The organism is Candidatus Nomurabacteria bacterium (assembly GCA_023898565.1).
Classification (GTDB): Bacteria; Patescibacteriota; Minisyncoccia; order Phycocordibacterales; family UBA918; genus OLB19.
Genome location: CP060228.1, coordinates 577,018 through 592,874 on the forward strand (window position 1 = coordinate 577,018; position 15,857 = coordinate 592,874).

Annotated in this window: 14 protein-coding genes; 13 read left to right on the top strand and 1 reads right to left on the bottom strand. The window is 48.5% G+C overall.

What is annotated here, in order from left to right:
• The first annotated feature begins 45 nt into the window (after positions 1-45).
• Together H6780_03065 and msrA are read left to right on the top strand one after the other, a co-directional pair.
• Positions 46-324: a hypothetical protein gene (locus tag H6780_03065; protein USN88450.1), complete on the top strand. Its 279-nt coding sequence runs from the start codon at positions 46-48 to the stop codon at positions 322-324.
• 1 nt (position 325) lies between these two features.
• The gene (gene msrA, locus H6780_03070; GenBank protein ID USN88451.1) at positions 326-814 is read left to right on the top strand and encodes a peptide-methionine (S)-S-oxide reductase MsrA; all 489 of its coding nucleotides are present in this window, start codon (positions 326-328) and stop codon (positions 812-814) included.
• 105 nt (positions 815-919) lie between these two features.
• Here msrA and H6780_03075 read toward each other — a convergent pair whose 3' ends face one another.
• Positions 920-2,212, bottom strand: coding sequence for a DEAD/DEAH box helicase (locus H6780_03075; protein USN88452.1), 1,293 nt, complete (start codon positions 2,210-2,212; stop codon positions 920-922).
• 544 nt (positions 2,213-2,756) lie between these two features.
• Here H6780_03075 and H6780_03080 point away from each other — a divergent pair.
• From H6780_03080 to H6780_03130, 11 genes are all read left to right on the top strand, one after another.
• Complete coding sequence (locus H6780_03080; protein USN88453.1) at positions 2,757-4,142, top strand: hypothetical protein; 1,386 nt, start codon at positions 2,757-2,759, stop codon at positions 4,140-4,142.
• A 297-nt stretch (positions 4,143-4,439) separates the two neighbouring features.
• Positions 4,440-5,189, top strand: a complete 750-nt coding sequence (gene rlmB / locus H6780_03085) for a 23S rRNA (guanosine(2251)-2'-O)-methyltransferase RlmB (protein USN88454.1) — start codon at positions 4,440-4,442, stop codon at positions 5,187-5,189.
• Positions 5,190-5,276: 87 nt separating this feature from the next.
• Complete coding sequence (locus H6780_03090) at positions 5,277-6,101, top strand: SurA N-terminal domain-containing protein (protein USN88455.1); 825 nt, start codon at positions 5,277-5,279, stop codon at positions 6,099-6,101.
• Positions 6,102-6,179: 78 nt separating this feature from the next.
• On the top strand, positions 6,180-8,330 hold the full coding sequence (locus H6780_03095) for a hypothetical protein (GenBank protein ID USN88456.1): 2,151 nt from the start codon (positions 6,180-6,182) through the stop codon (positions 8,328-8,330).
• A gap of 75 nt (positions 8,331-8,405) precedes the next feature.
• The gene (locus H6780_03100; GenBank protein ID USN88457.1) at positions 8,406-8,756 is read left to right on the top strand and encodes a four helix bundle protein; all 351 of its coding nucleotides are present in this window, start codon (positions 8,406-8,408) and stop codon (positions 8,754-8,756) included.
• Positions 8,757-9,263: 507 nt separating this feature from the next.
• A complete protein-coding gene (locus H6780_03105) occupies positions 9,264-9,482 on the top strand; it encodes a DUF1902 domain-containing protein (protein USN88458.1) in 219 nt (72 codons plus the stop codon).
• A gap of 3 nt (positions 9,483-9,485) precedes the next feature.
• Complete coding sequence (locus H6780_03110; GenBank protein USN88459.1) at positions 9,486-9,710, top strand: type II toxin-antitoxin system HicA family toxin; 225 nt, start codon at positions 9,486-9,488, stop codon at positions 9,708-9,710.
• 5 nt (positions 9,711-9,715) lie between these two features.
• On the top strand, positions 9,716-10,900 hold the full coding sequence (locus H6780_03115; protein ID USN88460.1) for a hypothetical protein: 1,185 nt from the start codon (positions 9,716-9,718) through the stop codon (positions 10,898-10,900).
• 89 nt (positions 10,901-10,989) lie between these two features.
• Positions 10,990-12,249, top strand: a complete 1,260-nt coding sequence (locus tag H6780_03120; GenBank protein ID USN88461.1) for a magnesium transporter — start codon at positions 10,990-10,992, stop codon at positions 12,247-12,249.
• Between the two features lie 21 nt (positions 12,250-12,270).
• Positions 12,271-12,819 (top strand): DUF192 domain-containing protein, encoded by a 549-nt coding sequence (locus H6780_03125; GenBank protein USN88462.1) that lies wholly within the window; start codon positions 12,271-12,273, stop codon positions 12,817-12,819.
• A gap of 474 nt (positions 12,820-13,293) precedes the next feature.
• Entirely contained in the window at positions 13,294-15,855 is a 2,562-nt protein-coding gene (locus tag H6780_03130; protein USN88463.1) for a tetratricopeptide repeat protein, read from the top strand.
• Positions 15,856-15,857 lie beyond the last annotated feature (2 nt).

Here is a 15,857-nt window from a genome sequence, read left to right on the forward strand (position 1 = left end):
ACAAAGCACCCCTTGGGGTGCTTTTGTTTGGTACTATAGGAAGATATGGGATTATTTGGAAACGACCTCCCGAAACGGGTCACGGAAGTAGAATTTAAAGAAATTATGAGTCGCCTCTATGGCAAGCTTGATGAGAATGAACGAGTAGAGGTAGAGAAGTTATTCCGGGCAGACTTGTATGAGTCTGGGCGTGAGGCTGGTATTACACAAGAAGAGTTTGGTGCTGGAATTACCTGGCTTAAAAATAATCCACGGAAGCATATTCTTGAGGAAACTGATATTGAACTCATTACAAAGTATTTTGAAGAACACTTGAAGGATTAATATGACGAAAAAAGCAGTAGTAGCAGGTGGGTGTTTTTGGGGGCTCGAGGATTTGATTCGCGACCTAAAGGGTGTAGTGCGTACTGAAGCGGGATACACAGGTGGAGAAAATGAAAATCCAACCTATGAGCAGCACCCAGGACATGCGGAAGCGGTAGAGATTGAGTATGACCCAGAGGTAGTGGATTATCGTCACATCCTGGATTTCTTTTTTCAGATTCATAATCCCACTACGCTCAATCAGCAAGGGAACGATAAAGGAACTTCCTACCGTTCGGCAATCTTCTACAGTAATGAAGAAGAGAAGCGAGTGGCTGAAGAGATGATTGCGGTGGTGAATGAGTCTGGTCGCTGGGATGACTCGGTAGTTACAACGCTTGAACCACTGACGCGTTTTTGGCCGGCAGAAGAATATCACCAGGATTATTTAATAAAGAATCCGGGTGGGTACACGTGTCATGCGATTTATTTCGAGAGTTATCTAGATTAGAAAAGCGGGCGGGCCCTATGGGCCCGCCCGCTTTTCTAAAAGGACAACAGCACGCGGGTGGGCGTGCTGTTGTCTAATTATTATGACAAGCTTGAAATTGTTTGTCTAGTGCTTTGGCACGAAGGTAAGGGCTTCACCACGCTTGGTGCCGCGACCAGTACGACCAATACGGTGTACGTAGTCTTCAAAGGTGTTTGGCAAGTCGTAGTTGATCACGTGCGTCACATTGTCGACGTGGATACCGCGGGCGGCGACATCGGTAGCAACAAGCACACGTGCATTACCGCTCTTGAAGGTGCGGAGTGCTTGCTGGCGCTGGCCATGGCTCTTGTTGCCGTGAATTGATTCAGCTTTGACACCGTTGGCGGTGAGCTCCTTTGAGAGCTTCTCCACGCTGTGCTTCATTGAACCAAAGATAATCACACGTTGAAGTTCGTCTTTTGCAAGAAGTGCAAGGAGCGTATCAAATTTATGCGCGTGCTCAAATGGTACGACATCCTGCTTGATGCTGTTTGTCACATCCTTCTTCTTTACCGAAATCGTGATCGGGTCACGCATGAAGTCGTTTACCAGTGCTTCGGCTTCTTTATTCATCGTAGCAGAGAAGAAGAGTGTCTGACGGTCTTCGGTGACATGGCTCAAAATCTTGCGCATGTCATGGATGAATCCCATGTCGAGCATGCGGTCAGCTTCATCGAGAACGACGCTGCGGATTTTATCCATCTTAAGTGCGCGGCGTTCGATGAGGTCGATAATACGACCCGGGGTACCAATGATGAATTGGTTGTGACGACGGAGGGCACGAATCTGTGGGTTGATATTGGTCCCGCCAACACAGGTAGTCGCCCAGAGTCCGAGACTAATACCAAACTTCTTAAATTCCGCCTCTACTTGGAGCGCAAGCTCGCGAGTAGGGGTAAGAATCAGCGCTTGTTCAGACTTATGATTGGCCAAGTGCTCAATGAGCGGGAGGAGAAACGCAGCGGTTTTACCGGTACCGGTTTCTGCCAGACCAATTACATCAAGGCCTTTGAGGGCGACCGGAATCGCTTGGTCTTGAATCGGTGATGGGGTAGTGAGGCCGAGTGCTGTAAGGCTGTCGACGATTTTCTTATTGAGTCCAAAGTCAGCAAAAGTGTGCTTTGGCACATATACTTCTTCCTTCATTTCTACCGGGTTGGTATTGATGAATTGAGATGGGTCGAAGGTTGGCTGCTTGCGGCCACCACCAGAACGACCACGGCTTCCGCCGCGACGATCTGAAAAGCGTCCGCCGCCGCTGCCACCACGACGACCACCGCCAGGGCGGCGGTTATTACTATTAAAGGGGCGGTCAGATTTTCCTGAACCAGAATACGAGCGTCGACCTGACGGACGGCGCGAAGTTTGCGTTGGCATCTAAATTTTGTGTAGTTAAGTTGGAGTGAGAGAGTGTCTTAATCTCCGGGGCGTGCAGGTAGATAATATTTTCAGAAACCTGACAGCTACGCTTAGACAGACATCTGTAGCTAATGTGCCCCACACGAGTTACATAAGCATCTATATGATAATACATTTTGGCTATTTGTCAATGTATTTTGGGCACAGAAGTCCTGGCTTTATTTTAAGCGTCCGTGGGGACTGAGTGCAGATTGAACTCGGCAAACATCGGAGCGTGCGAAAAATAAAGTCAGGACTTATGCATGGGATAAAAAAGACCCCCGCCGAAGCGGGGGTTGCCGGGTTGAGTTCAGGTGTTCACGTTGGCGACGGCCGTGTCGTCCTTCTCGACGGCTTGGGGGGCGAAAGCGGGCGGACTGTGCGTGCTCTTCTTCATCTGAATCTCCTTGTAGGAACGGGCCACTCGTCTCCGAATGGAGCAGTGGTTTGTAGAGCATAACAAATTAATCTTGCTTGTACAAGGATGCTTGTGCGACTGGCTTTGCGTTATACTACAAGGCATATGAGTATTGAATTGCAGGCAGACTACAAGCGCGCCTTTAAAGACGCTGACATCCGAGCGATTTATCCGACTGAAATTGATGAAGAGCTAGTGTACTTTGTAGCGCGAGCGTTTGTGGAAGAGTTTGGCTATACGAAAGTGCTTGTCGCGCGTGACATGCGCCTCTCGACACCGCAGCTTCATGCTGCCTTTCTCAAAGGTGCAACCGACTCAGGCGCAGCGGTCGTAGATATTGGCCAGGTGTTCACACCAGCGCTGTACTTTGCCTCAGCGACGATGAATCTCCCAGGAGTGATGATTACTGCCTCACACAGTCCAAAGGAATACAATGGACTTAAGCTCGTACATGCGCAGGCGATTCCGCTCACCGAAAAGTCTGGGCTTGGCAAAATTCGCAAACGCATTGAACGTGGGAAATTTGTGGATGCGAAGAAGGTGGGTAAGGTGACCGCCAAGGATGTGCTGAAGGGCTACCAGCGGTTTGTGCTGAAGGGCTACAAAGCCAAGAAGCTTGCAGGGATGAAGATTGCCACCGATGCGGGCAATGGTATGTCGTCGGTGCTTTTGCCGCTTCTTCAGGAAAAACTTCCGGCGAAGTTTGATGTGCTATTTCCAAAGCTTGATGGCGCGTTTCCAAATCGCGGTTCTGACCCAACGCTGCGGGCTCATCAGGAGCCACTGCGTGAACAGTTGGCTAAGAAAAAGTATGACTTCGGTGTGGCCTTTGATGGCGACTCTGATCGCATTGCGTTCTTAGATGAAAATGGCCAGTATATCAATAGCGCGGTTATCGGTGCGCTAATCGCTGAGTACTATTTGGCAACCAATCCAGGAGCAAAGATTGGCTACACCGGACTCACCAGTCGCTCGTTTGAAGAAGCGATTAAGCGCGCTGGCGGAAAGCCTGTTCTGATGAAAGTCGGTCATGCCTTTATTAAGGAAAGTATGCGTAAGCAAGATGTGCTTTTTGCCGCCGAGCACTCAGGCCATTTTTACTTCAAGGATTATTTCTTCACCGACTCAGTGACACTCACGCTTTTGGCGGTGTGCGACGCGTATGCGCTAGTAAAAGCTGAAGGGAAGACGTTTAGTGAAATGATGGCGCCACACCTAGAATATGAACAAACTGAGGATGTGGTGGTGATGGTAAAAAATAAAGAAGTAGCGCTCGAAAAAACCCGCGTGTACCTCGAAAGCTTGCAGCCGAAGAAGCTTAAGAAAGCGGATGGGTACATCGTGGATTTTGGTGAGGTGTGGGGGATGGTCAAGCCGAGTGTGACTGAGTATGCACTGAAGCTTATGTTTGAATCGAAGAAAAAGTCTTTGGCGGTAAAAATGCAGAAGGACTTGGTGAAGTTTGTGAAGAGCGTGGCGAAAGTCGAGTAATTGCCGAGCTTGCTGAAATTTCAAGGATTGCGAACAGGCGATGATTAGCTAGGAAGGCGAAACAGAAAAAGCCAATGTTTGAGCTTGCGAGTTTTGGCTTTTTCGTTGTTGCGCCGACCATAGCTATTTCGCGTGGAAGCATTTTGCTTGGAATTTTAGGGAGCGAGCAATATGGCATCATCAGACACGGATCAAGTCCTATGCTCAGCCGTTTAGGAGACGGCTTCCGCAATGTCCTCTTCAGCCACATTGCTCACTTCCTTTTATCAGAGCCTTCTGCTACGATGCGATACATATATGAAAGCAGAAGTGGAATTTATTTTTGGGAAGCATGCTGTGCGCGAGGTGCTTAGAGAGCGGCCAGATGTAGTTGCCGAGATTCATGCGGCGGCGGATTTTTCTGATGAGTCAATTTTGGCGTTGGCTGACAAATATAAGCTACCGCTTCGGGTGCTCAACCTAAAAAATCCGCCGCGTGGCGTCTCGTCTAAAGCTGCGCATCAGGGGATTGTGGCAGGCATTTTGCCGAGCAAGCTCACCATTCCATTTAAGACGTTTAAGTCTACCTTGGAAGCAACTCCAGGTACGGCGCTTTTGGTGCTTGGTGAGGTGCAAGATCCACATAATGTTGGCGCAGTGATTCGCTCCGCTGCTGCGTTTGGTCTAAAGGGTGTGCTGATCCCGCCACACAATCAAGCGCCAATTACTGGCACGGTGGTGAAGGTATCGGTTGGTATGGCGTTTCGGATTCCGCTCGTGACTATTCCAAATGTAAATACTGCACTGCGTGACCTCAAGCAAAGCGGCTTTTGGACGTATGGTCTCGAAGGCGATGGTGCCACTTCTACTACGACTGAAAAATTTACTAAACCAACAGTCTTTGTGCTCGGTAATGAAGGGTCGGGGTTGCGGGAAAAGACGAAAGAGGAGTGCGATGAGCTCATTTCAATTCCGATTCATCCCCAGTGTGAATCACTAAATGCTGCCGCAGCAACGGCCATTGTGCTCTCGAGTTGGTCATCCCAACACCCTGAGGCTTTGTCATAGGCTTTTTCCTGGTGTACTATTCTGGGTACGACGTTGTTCACTCAGTCTCTGTGTGGCTGCGGTAATTTAGATTTAAATATTGAAAACATGAGCGAAAACGAAACTACAGAAACTGTAGCAGCGACCGAATCTGCTACTTCAGCTGCGCCAGCAGCAAAATCTGGCATGGGTAAAATCATCGCGGCGGTGGTCGTGGTAGCCGTGCTATTACTCGGTGTTTTGTATGTGTTAGAAAAAGAGGGCCGTTCTTCAACCACTATCTTTTCTTCAATGATTGAAAAGCAACGAGCGGCTGAAGTAGTGGCAACGGTAAACGGTGAAGACATCACTAATGCTGATCTTGATGTGAGCATCAATCAGTTTGAACAACTAGCTGCGGCGCAAGGAATTGATACCACGAGCCCAGAGATGCAAGCTGAAGTTCGTGCGCAAGCACTCGAAGTACTAATCAATACAACATTGCTCCGTCAGGCAGCTGCCGAAAAGGGAATTGAAGTAACCGATGAAGATGTGGCGGCTCGCATAGAAGCTATTACTGCTGATATCGGTGGTGCCGAGGCACTTACTGCTCGTATGCAAGAGCTGCAACTTGAGGCGGGTCAGATGCAGGATGATATCAAGGATGAACTCATGATTCAGGCACTGCTTGAAACTGTTTTTGCTGATGCTGCAGTGGAGGTGACCGCAGAAGAAGTGCAGGAGCTGTACGATAATGCAAAAGAGCAGGCTGGTGGTGCCGAAGCAGCTGATTTCCCGGCATTAGAAGAAGTGCAGGCGCAAGTAGAACAGCAGATTCAGTCTGGCAAGGAACAAGCTGCAATTGATGAATATCTGGCTGAACTCAAAGCGGAAGCTGACATTTCTGTTGAAGGCGGAGCAGAAATGTCTGGTGACGCTGAAGCAGGTGAATAATCAGTGAAAAACCAGCAGAAAGGCCGGCCCCTTCGGGGCCGGCCTTTCTGCTGGTTTGTTTCTATCTGGTATACTTGGATGTACATTATGGTGCGAACTCTTACCCCAACCAAACTCCTCTTCTTAATCTTCGGCATCTCTGCTCTGGTCTACTTTTCTTTTTTTGCCGCCAACGCTTCTTTTGAGTTTGCTCGTACCACTGATACGTTAGTGTCAAACACTCTCGATGATGGCTTAGTCGGTCACTGGACCTTTGATGGACCGGATGTGGATTGGTCGGCGACCACTGCTGAGATTAAGGATGTGGTCAGCACTAACGAAGGCAATGCTCTTAATTTGGCTGCTGCCAATGTAACATCAGGCGCTTTGGGACAGGCGGTCTTGTTTGATAAGGGTATTTCAGGACAGGCGGTCAGTGTTGGTTCTGCTGCTGCCTTGGATGATTTGACACAAAGAACAGTTGTAATGTGGATTAGACCAACCGGTACGCAGAGTGTTGGAACCTTATTTACTAAAGACTTTTCCTCACCGTTGTTGTCAATGTCGGGCGGTTCGTTGATGGTGCGTGCAAGTTTTTCAACTATGGATGGTTGGTGGATTTCGGAGGTTTCACCCCAAAACGATGTGTGGCAGCAAGTTGCAGTAACATACGACAGAAGTTCTACTACTAATGATCCAGTAATGTACATTAATGGCGAGTCAGTGATGGTATCTGAAGTGCTTGGTCCGTCAGGAAGTTATGTTTCAAATGCTGCAAATACTGCACATATTGGCGGCTGGCTTGGAACTTCGGTAACCTTTAATGGCGGCATAGACGATGTTCGTGTGTATAACCGCATTCTCTCTCCAGACGAAATCGCCCAGCTCTACGCCATGGGCGAGGGTGTTAAAGTCGCCACCACTATCGTATCTGCAGCTAGCACGCTCGATGATGGCCTGGTTGGCCACTGGACCTTCGATGGCGTAGACATAAGCGGCACCACCGCCTACGATCTCACGAGCAGCTACGCTACGGGCACGCTCACGAGCGGCGCGGCGGTGGCTGGCGGCGCGATTGGGCAGGGTATTGCGCTTGATGGCAGTGATGATTTTGTGACGGTCGCCGACACCGCCGCGCTCGACTTCGGCGCGAGCGCCGACTTTACGCTCTCGGGCTGGTTTCGTCGCGAGAGTTATACCACCGACGACACGCTCATCGCCAAGCGTAATGGCCTCGCCAACACCGATGATGGCTACATTGCCTACATCGACGATGCTGACGATAAATTCTACTTTGAAGTGTCAGAAAATAGCGGCACCGATGAATATAGCTTAGTTTCCACTCGCACCTTCACCGACAACGACTGGCATCATTTCATGGTGACATGGGATGATGATAACGCCAACAACACCAATCTGTTCATTGACGGCACCTACGAAACTACCGTGAAGACGGGTACAATTGGGAATATTGGTGATCTCTCCACGGCGCTCGCGTTTCGCATTGGTGCTGAAAGCGATGGCGACAATCCCTTTGCCGGCAAGGTAGACGATGTAAAAGTATACAACCGCGCGCTGTCCACCGCTGAAGTGTACCGTACTTACAGCAGCGGCTCGGCGTACCTGCGCACCTGTGGTAGCGTGACCGACGCGGACGGCAATCTCTACAGCACGCTCGTAATAGGCACCCAGTGCTGGCTGGCGCAAAATATGCGGGTAGGTACGCGCATTAGTGCCTCCACCGCTCAAACCAACAACGCCACTATTGAGAAATGGTGCTACTCAAACTCTGACGCCAACTGCACCAGTAATAACCCCAACGAACCCGATGGCGGTCTCTACCAATGGAACGAAGCCATGCAGTACAGCTCGACCCAAGGCGCGCAGGGCATCTGCCCGGCTGGTTGGCACATTCCCACCCACGATGAGTTCACTACTCTAGAAAGAGCCCTCTGCACCTCCAGCACCTGCGCCACCGACTTCCCGTATGACACCACCACTGCTGGCTACCGCGGTACTACCGAAGGTACGAAGCTCAAGCCAAATGGCACCGCCGGCCTCAATTTCAACCTCGCCGGCCTCGGTTTCTCGGGGTCGTTCAGCAATCGCGGCACGTACGGTTACGTCTGGTCGTCTTCGGAGTCTGGTGCCTTTGCTTGGTCCCGCTACGTGCTCTCAGGTACTGCCCAAGTGGTCCGGTACGCGTACGGCAAGTCTAACGGGTTATCCGTGCGCTGCGTGAAGGACTAATCTCTTGGACTCTTTTCCTCTTTTCACGCAATTTTCTTATGTCACTAACATACCAACTTTAGTCACCCTCTTTGTATGACCACTACCAATAATTTGCCCGTATACAAGGAAAGCTACGATCTCATTGAAGAGCTGTTTCGATACGTCAAGGAATTCAATCGGGAATATAAGTACACGCTTGGCGAACGTGTCAAAACTGAAATGATTGCGCTTGTAATAGATATCTATCGTGCAAATAGTTCAATCGAAAAGCGTGGTGAGCATATCAAGTCGGCTCGGGAGCGGGTGGAAGTGATTCGCTTGCTCTTGCGTCTGCTCCGCGATCTGCGACAGCTTCCGCTCGAGAAGTTTGTGTCACTCAATGTGAAGATTGAATCAGTGAGTCGGCAACTCACCGGCTGGCTCAAAAAGAGTCAGGCCAAGTAGTATTGAAGGCCTACGCCCGAGGACTGTCCTCGGGCACTGGTAGCTGGTAGGGTATACTAGGTGAGCCAGAGCTGAGTGCTGTTACGACACACTCAGGAGTGCATGATGAATCCAGTCATCCTCCTTGGCAACACTCACGAAGTGGGTGTCGCCAAGGGTTGCGGAGTGTCCCTCCCTTGCTGCTGGCGGCAATCATAAGTCCGTCAGTGGTGAAAGATAAGTGATGGCTTCCTAACGATAGCTCGCCGGCAACGGTTTCTCGGGGTCGTTCAACAATCGCGGCACGAACGGTAACGTCTGGTCGTCTTCGGAGTCTGGTGCCAGTGCTTGGAACCGCAACGTGAACTCAGGTACTGCCCAAGTGAACCGGAACGCGAACGACAAGTCTAACGGGTTATCCGTGCGCTGCGTGAAGGATTCATCGGTAATACAAAGCAAGCATAGCGCTTGCTTTGTGTGTTTAGTAAGGTAATTTGAAATGATTTTCATTTCTGCTACACTGAAAATATGAAAAAGCAAGTTCACATTATGCTTGATATCGAACGCCTTCCAGAGGGGTGTTATCTAGCGACGAGCAAAGATGTGCAAGGGCTTGTTGTGCAAGCAAAAACTTTTGAAAAGACCATAGAGATTGCAGAAGATGTTGCTCGACAACTTCTCTTGGCGCAGAAAGGAAAACATACATCACCTGAGCGTATCTTGTATCCGATGACTATTACTGCCTAGTGTATGGGGCGGCTTTCTGGTATTACGTATCGTGCACTTTCAAAAAAGTTGCGTTCTTTTGGTTTTGTATTTTGGCGGAGCGCTAAGGGAAGTCATGAGATTTGGTACAACGAAGCACAGGATATTTTTACTACTATCCCTCGGCATACTGGCGATATGGCGGAGGGTACCGTGCGGGCAATATTGAAACAGGCTAGTATTGAAGTTGATGACTTTTTAAAATTGTAAAAACATTGAGTCGTATATTAAGTAGCTCATCTCCCTTACTTACTGATCTTTTTAAGGCCTACGAAGACGCGCGGCGACATAAGCGAAAAACAAAAGGTACGCTGGAGTTTTCACTCAATTACGAAGAGCGACTGTTTGAACTTTACGAAGACCTTGTGTGTCGGCGTTACAAAATTGCCCCTGCAACCTGCTTTATTGTGACCAAGCCAGTTCGGCGCGAAATATTTGCGGGTGATTTCCGCGACCGTATCGTACATCACCTCATTTTTAATTATCTCAACCCGCTCTGTGAACGACTGTTTACCAACGACAGCTATGCGTGTCGAAAGGGGAAGGGGACGAGTTATGGTATTAAGCGCGCCGACCACTTTATTCGCTCTGTTTCTCACAATTACACGCGCGACTGCTACGTACTACAGCTCGATATAAGTGGGTATTTTATGTCAATCAACCGCACAATCTTGTACGAGAAAGTGACGCGCATCATCGAACGATATCGTGATGAAATAACGTTTGATACAGAGCTAGTGTTGTGGCTTTTGGAGAAAATAATCTTTCACGACCACATCAAGGCGTGTATCCAGTGTGGGGACACGAGTAATTGGACCGAGTTGCCATCATCGAAAAGTCTATTCCACGCGGCACCTGGCTGCGGGTTACCGATCGGTAACCTCACTTCACAGTTATTTGGAAACGTGTATCTCAATGACTTTGATCATTTTGCGATGCGACTGGTGCCAGGGGTGCGCTGTGGTCGGTATGTCGATGATATGATTTTTGTACATCAAGATAAAGAAGTGCTGAGGCAAATAATTCTCAAAGTGCAATATTTTCTTTCTGAAAAATTAGCGCTTACGCTGCACCCGCGCAAGATTAAACTGACTCACTATGAGCAGGGAATTGATTTTTTAGGAGCGCGGATGTTTCGTGGCCGGATGTATCCACGTCGGCCGATCGTGACAAACGTGGAGCGGACAATCATGCAGTGGAATGAAGTGTTGCAAGTGAATGATGTGCTAACCGAAGCCGAGGTGCAGAAATTGCTGGCATCTATAAATGCTTCGCTAGGTCACCTAGCGTTTTTTCAGACGAGACGACTGCGTCAGTGTTTGTTGGCGAGATGTATGCCTGCTTTCTTGCGGCATGTTCAGTGTGATAAATCATTTCGAACGCTTGCGAGGATGTGGTGAAAAGAAGCGGCCGGAAGCGAAGCTTCCGGCCGCTTCTTTTCACAGCACATAAAAATCAGTAGATAGTGAGGTTGTATACTGAAGTCATTATGTCCAAGAAAGAAAAGATTGACTATGTAAAGGAATTGACGTATCACCCAGATGATCGCATGAAAACGATTCGTGCACTGACCGTTCCTGAGCGAGCCGCTGCCTTTGAGAAGCTTTCGCCGTATGTACAACAGACTATCTTAAAGCAACTGCGTATTCATGAGATTGTCGACATGCTTGATCATATGGATATGCAGCACGCGCAGCGGGTGCTCACGCGTATCTCAAACGAAAAGCTGCGTGAAAAAATTGTGCAGCGGCTTAAGGGCGACGTAAAGGAGAAAGTAGAGTATTTTCTACGTTTTCATCCAAAAGCAACACTTTCACTGATTAATTTTAATTATCTTTTTCTGGATGGTGCACTTACCATAAAGGAGGCAGCAGATATTGTCTCCGATCACTACGAAGAAACGGCGCGTTACCCAGAAGTGTTGATTCACGATGAAACAGGAGCGCTCATCGGGGAGCTCCCGCTTTCGGCAATTGTGAAGGAGCGAAATACGAGTTTACTCAAGAAGCATACACAGCCAGTGCAGACCATCACGTACCAGGCAGAGGTACATGAGGTGGTGGAAATACTCGTGACTACAAACAGCAAGAAGGTAGTTGTGCTTGATCGTGACACAAGTGTGCTGGGTATCATTTATGCCGAGGCCGCGCGCCAACTCTTTGGCAATTTACCCGCTGAGTCGCTTTATGAATTTGCTGGCGTCGATAATAGTGAGCGTCCATTTGATGGGGTATGGCGTAAGGTAAATAATCGCTATCGATGGTTGATTCTCAATTTGGCTACTTGTTTCTTGGCTGGTTCTGTCGTGCTTGCATTCCAGGACACGCTCAATGAGCTCACTATTCTGTCGGTGTATATTCCAATCGTGGCTGGTATGGGTGGTAACGCTGCTACGCAGTCATTTGCCATTATGGTTCGTGGTCTTACGCTTGGGACCATATCACTTCAGAACGCTGGGCCAGCTATTTGGAAAGAGTTTTTGGCAGGCATCATTAACGGAGTCATTATCGGTTCTTTGGTGGCTCTGGTGTCAGCTTTGTGGAATGGTGAACCATTGCTTGGAGTAATGGTTGGTGTGGCACTGATTGGAGCTCATATAGTTGCTGCAATTGCAGGTTCAATCGTACCGCTTTTAATGAAGCATCTTGGAAAGGATCCAGCTGCTACTTCTACTATCTTTATTACCACTGCGACTGACGTGGGAGGTCTTTTGTTTTTGCTCGGCTTAGCTACGGCCTTCTTACTCTAAGATGCTATACTCTATGCATCTATGAAAATCGCCGAACGGATTGTGATGCTCCTTTTGCTCGGCTGCCTGCTTGGCGGCGCCGGATGGATATATGTGTCGGTAAAGCAAGAGCAACAATCAGTGCGCGACGCGGTGGCGCGAGGTGAATATGAAAAAAGGGAGGTTGATTTGAACGAGGTTGCAAAGGACGATTGGCGTATTTTGTATCCAAACACCATTCCCGTACAAATTGGTTCGACAACAGTGCTCGCATCAGTGGCTGACACATTGCCGAAGCGGATTAAAGGTCTTTCTGATACACCATTTTTACCAGAAAATGTAGTAAAACTATTTGTGTTTGGAGCGGGTGGTGAACAGTCAATTTGGATGAAGGACATGCGGTATTCAATTGATATTCTATGGATGTCGCAAGATGGATATATTGTGCACATTGAAGAGAACGTTGCGCCAGAAACCTATCCGGAGTCATTTTCCTCACCTACACCAGCCTGGTATGTTATTGAAACAAACGCCGGTTTTGTGGCGCAGCACAACATTGCGCTCGGCGAGCGAGTCAGATTGGTTGAGTAGCTTGCATAAATTTGTAATTATTGCATAATATTGACGCACGATGGTCGCCTCGTTTGAATGAACGGGGAGGAAAGTCCGGACACGCCCACATCTTTGATGTGGAGCAGGGTAGCGGGTAATACCCGTCGCGGCGGATGGCGGGCCACATTTTGAAAGCTTTCAAAATGTGGCCCGCCATCCGACCGAGAGGTGCGAGCAGAGACGCCCGAATCGAAAGTGCAGGGGTTCCTTAGGGAATAGTCGCTTGGGAAACCAAGCGAGTGAAACGGCTAAATCCTTACTTGCGTGCAAGGCCGTGCCTGTTTACAGGAGAGCCGCATGAGCTTTGTAGTAATACAGAGCCTAGGTATATGACCATCCGAGCATTTGTTCGACAGAATCCGGCTTACGTGCACAAAAACACCCCTCGGGGTGTTTTTTGTATGTGATAGAATTTACAGAATTAGTAAGCGGGTAGCTATAGTTTTATTTGTTATGTCAGAAAATGTCTTTATTCCTAAGATGAAGCACAAGGAAGAAGAAAAGGAGCCAGGTGAAATTCGGTCCTCAGTTGATGTTGCTGGTAAAAACATACTTTCGGCCATACAGTACATCACGGTAGCTCTTTTGGGATTACTGCCAGTCGTGTTCATGCCAAAGCTTTTTATGTCGGCTGGGTATACCAAAGTTATGACCGTATTTGTTGCTCTTGGTGTGGTGGTGGTGCTCGCGAGCTTGTTGATGTTGCGACAACACAAAATGCGCACAGTTACTCCGCTTTCGCTTTTGTTATTCGGAACCTTTGTACTTGTTACGTTTGCTTCCAGCACTATTAGCGGTGATGTTCAGGATGCAGTTCGTGGTAGTTTTTTTGAGCCACAATCGGCCGGATTCTGGCTGCTCACGCTGTTGGTTATGCTGCTCCCGCTGTCACTCCAGTCTTCCAAGCTGTTAACCATAAAGTCGATTATTCTCTATGCACTTAGTGCGAGTGTGTTACTGGTGTACATGTTACTACGCAGTGTATTTGGCGCTGAGTTTATGTCGTTCGGTGCATTCTCGTCTCTTACGGCGACTCCAATTGGTGGATTCAATGACTTGGCGATGTTTTCAGGAGTCACCATTATTATGGCGTTGGTTACATTGGCACAGCTCCCGCTGAAGCCATTGGCGCAGTATGCTCTCTTGGGAGTGACAGGACTGGCATTGGTCCAGCTGGCAATTGTCAATTTTTTTATGGTATGGCTAGCTGTTGGATTTTTTGCACTTTTAATGTTTGTGTTTCAAGTTTCAAAGGACACAATATTTAAAAACGATGCACCGTCTAACGCCTCGCGAAGCGTTATTGTTGCAACCGCGGTAACTGCAAGCGTAAGTTTGGCATTTTTGGTTGCGGGTGATTATCTTGGTGCAAAGATTGGAGAAGTGGTGCAGGTAAACTACGTCGAGGTTCGCCCATCACTTGAGGCAACAATTAATATCACTAGGGCCGTATATGATAACGGAGATGCGATGCTTGGTGTTGGACCTAATCGTTTCGCTGATGCTTGGCGATTGTACAAGGATCCAGCAATCAACAATACCCTTTTTTGGGATACTGAGTTTACCGCCGGTGGCAGTTTAGTCGCTACTATCTTTGCTACTACTGGAGTGCTTGGTGGTGCGTTGTTTGTGCTATTCCACCTCGGACTTTTATATGCCGGATATCGAATGCTGCTTCGTCACCAGCAGCGTGATTCATACTGGTATTATGTCGCGTCACTTTCTTTTACTGCAGCCTGTTTCTTGTGGGGGTTTGCGTATGTATATGTGCCAGGCGTTGCGATGTTGCTCTTGGCTGCATTTTTTACCGGGTTGATGTTTGCTGCTTCGGCAGCGTTGCTGCCAAAGTCCGTAAGGACTATTTCACTAGCGAGCAATCAGTCGCGCGGATTTGCGCTCATGACAGTAGCAATTTTGGCTATTGTTGGAACGGCAGCGACTCTCTATTCCGTGGTGCATCAGTATCAGGCGCACCTGTTGTATGTGGAAGCAAGCACAGAAGCTACTACGCTCGATGCTTTTGATGATTTGCTCACAAAGGCTATTGGCCTGTATAAAGACGACCGATTTTTGGCGGCGAATGCACAAGCGTACGTAGCTGAAATGAACGCAATGATGCAAACACGTGATCTCTCTAAGGAAGAGGAACAGCAAGCATTGCTGGCCGTCGCTGAACGAGCTCTTGATCAGTCTGAGCGAGCGGTGCAGCTTGATCAGTCAAACCCACGTAATCATGCAGTCTTGGCGGCAGTATACGCAAATCTAGCGAGTCTAAAAGTCGGACCAGCCTTAGCTCGTGCAGAGAGTTCACTTGCAGATGCGCAGCATTTTGATCCAACAAATCCTGGATATCACTTGATGGCGGCACAACTCGCTGCACGCATTGGTGATGTGGAGAAAGCGCAGAGTGAAATTGATGCTTCTCTGAAATTAAAACGAAATTATACTGAAGCACTCTATCTTGCTGCACAGCTGGATATTGCCGCCGGTGATGTGGCTTCTGCCATCGAGACAACTCGATCAATTATTACGTTAGAACCACAGAATCCAACGCGATACTTCCAGCTTGGTGTGTTGCTGGCCGCAAATAATGATCTTGATCAGGCAATTGCTGCGTACCGTGCTGCCATCGCACTTGATACACAATACGCAAATGCGCGTTACTTACTTGCCCTTGCGTATCTCAACTCCAATCGCACAGACGAAGCGCTCAGTCAGCTGTATGTGATTAAGGAAACCAATGGAGAGAATCAGGAGCTTCTTGGTCTGATTGAGCAGGTTGAAAGTGGTACATATGTTCCGCCGACAGAAGCTGAGATTACCCCACCATTATCAGATGTGGTCGCAACTGATGGAGACGGCGAGCTGCTTACTCCGTCCGATATAGCCTCTGGTCTTTTGACGCCGCTGAATACAATGAGTACTGCCATTGAAACTGATGCTCGTGCGGATGAATCTGCTTCTGCTGAATCAGACGCTACTACTGATGTAACCGAATCTGTAGACACTGAGTAGTA

Excerpts from the sequence above, each read along its gene's own strand:
- H6780_03065 (USN88450.1), top strand. The coding sequence starts at position 46 with ATGGGATTATTTGGAAACGACCTCCCGAAACGGGTCACGGAAGTAGAA.
- msrA (USN88451.1), top strand. The coding sequence starts at position 326 with ATGACGAAAAAAGCAGTAGTAGCAGGTGGGTGTTTTTGGGGGCTCGAG.
- H6780_03075 (USN88452.1), bottom strand. The coding sequence starts at position 2,212 with ATGCCAACGCAAACTTCGCGCCGTCCGTCAGGTCGACGCTCGTATTCT.
- H6780_03080 (USN88453.1), top strand. The coding sequence starts at position 2,757 with ATGAGTATTGAATTGCAGGCAGACTACAAGCGCGCCTTTAAAGACGCT.
- rlmB (USN88454.1), top strand. The coding sequence starts at position 4,440 with ATGAAAGCAGAAGTGGAATTTATTTTTGGGAAGCATGCTGTGCGCGAG.
- H6780_03090 (USN88455.1), top strand. The coding sequence starts at position 5,277 with ATGAGCGAAAACGAAACTACAGAAACTGTAGCAGCGACCGAATCTGCT.
- H6780_03095 (USN88456.1), top strand. The coding sequence starts at position 6,180 with ATGTACATTATGGTGCGAACTCTTACCCCAACCAAACTCCTCTTCTTA.
- H6780_03100 (USN88457.1), top strand. The coding sequence starts at position 8,406 with ATGACCACTACCAATAATTTGCCCGTATACAAGGAAAGCTACGATCTC.
- H6780_03105 (USN88458.1), top strand. The coding sequence starts at position 9,264 with ATGAAAAAGCAAGTTCACATTATGCTTGATATCGAACGCCTTCCAGAG.
- H6780_03110 (USN88459.1), top strand. The coding sequence starts at position 9,486 with ATGGGGCGGCTTTCTGGTATTACGTATCGTGCACTTTCAAAAAAGTTG.
- H6780_03120 (USN88461.1), top strand. The coding sequence starts at position 10,990 with ATGTCCAAGAAAGAAAAGATTGACTATGTAAAGGAATTGACGTATCAC.
- H6780_03125 (USN88462.1), top strand. The coding sequence starts at position 12,271 with ATGAAAATCGCCGAACGGATTGTGATGCTCCTTTTGCTCGGCTGCCTG.
- H6780_03130 (USN88463.1), top strand. The coding sequence starts at position 13,294 with ATGTCAGAAAATGTCTTTATTCCTAAGATGAAGCACAAGGAAGAAGAA.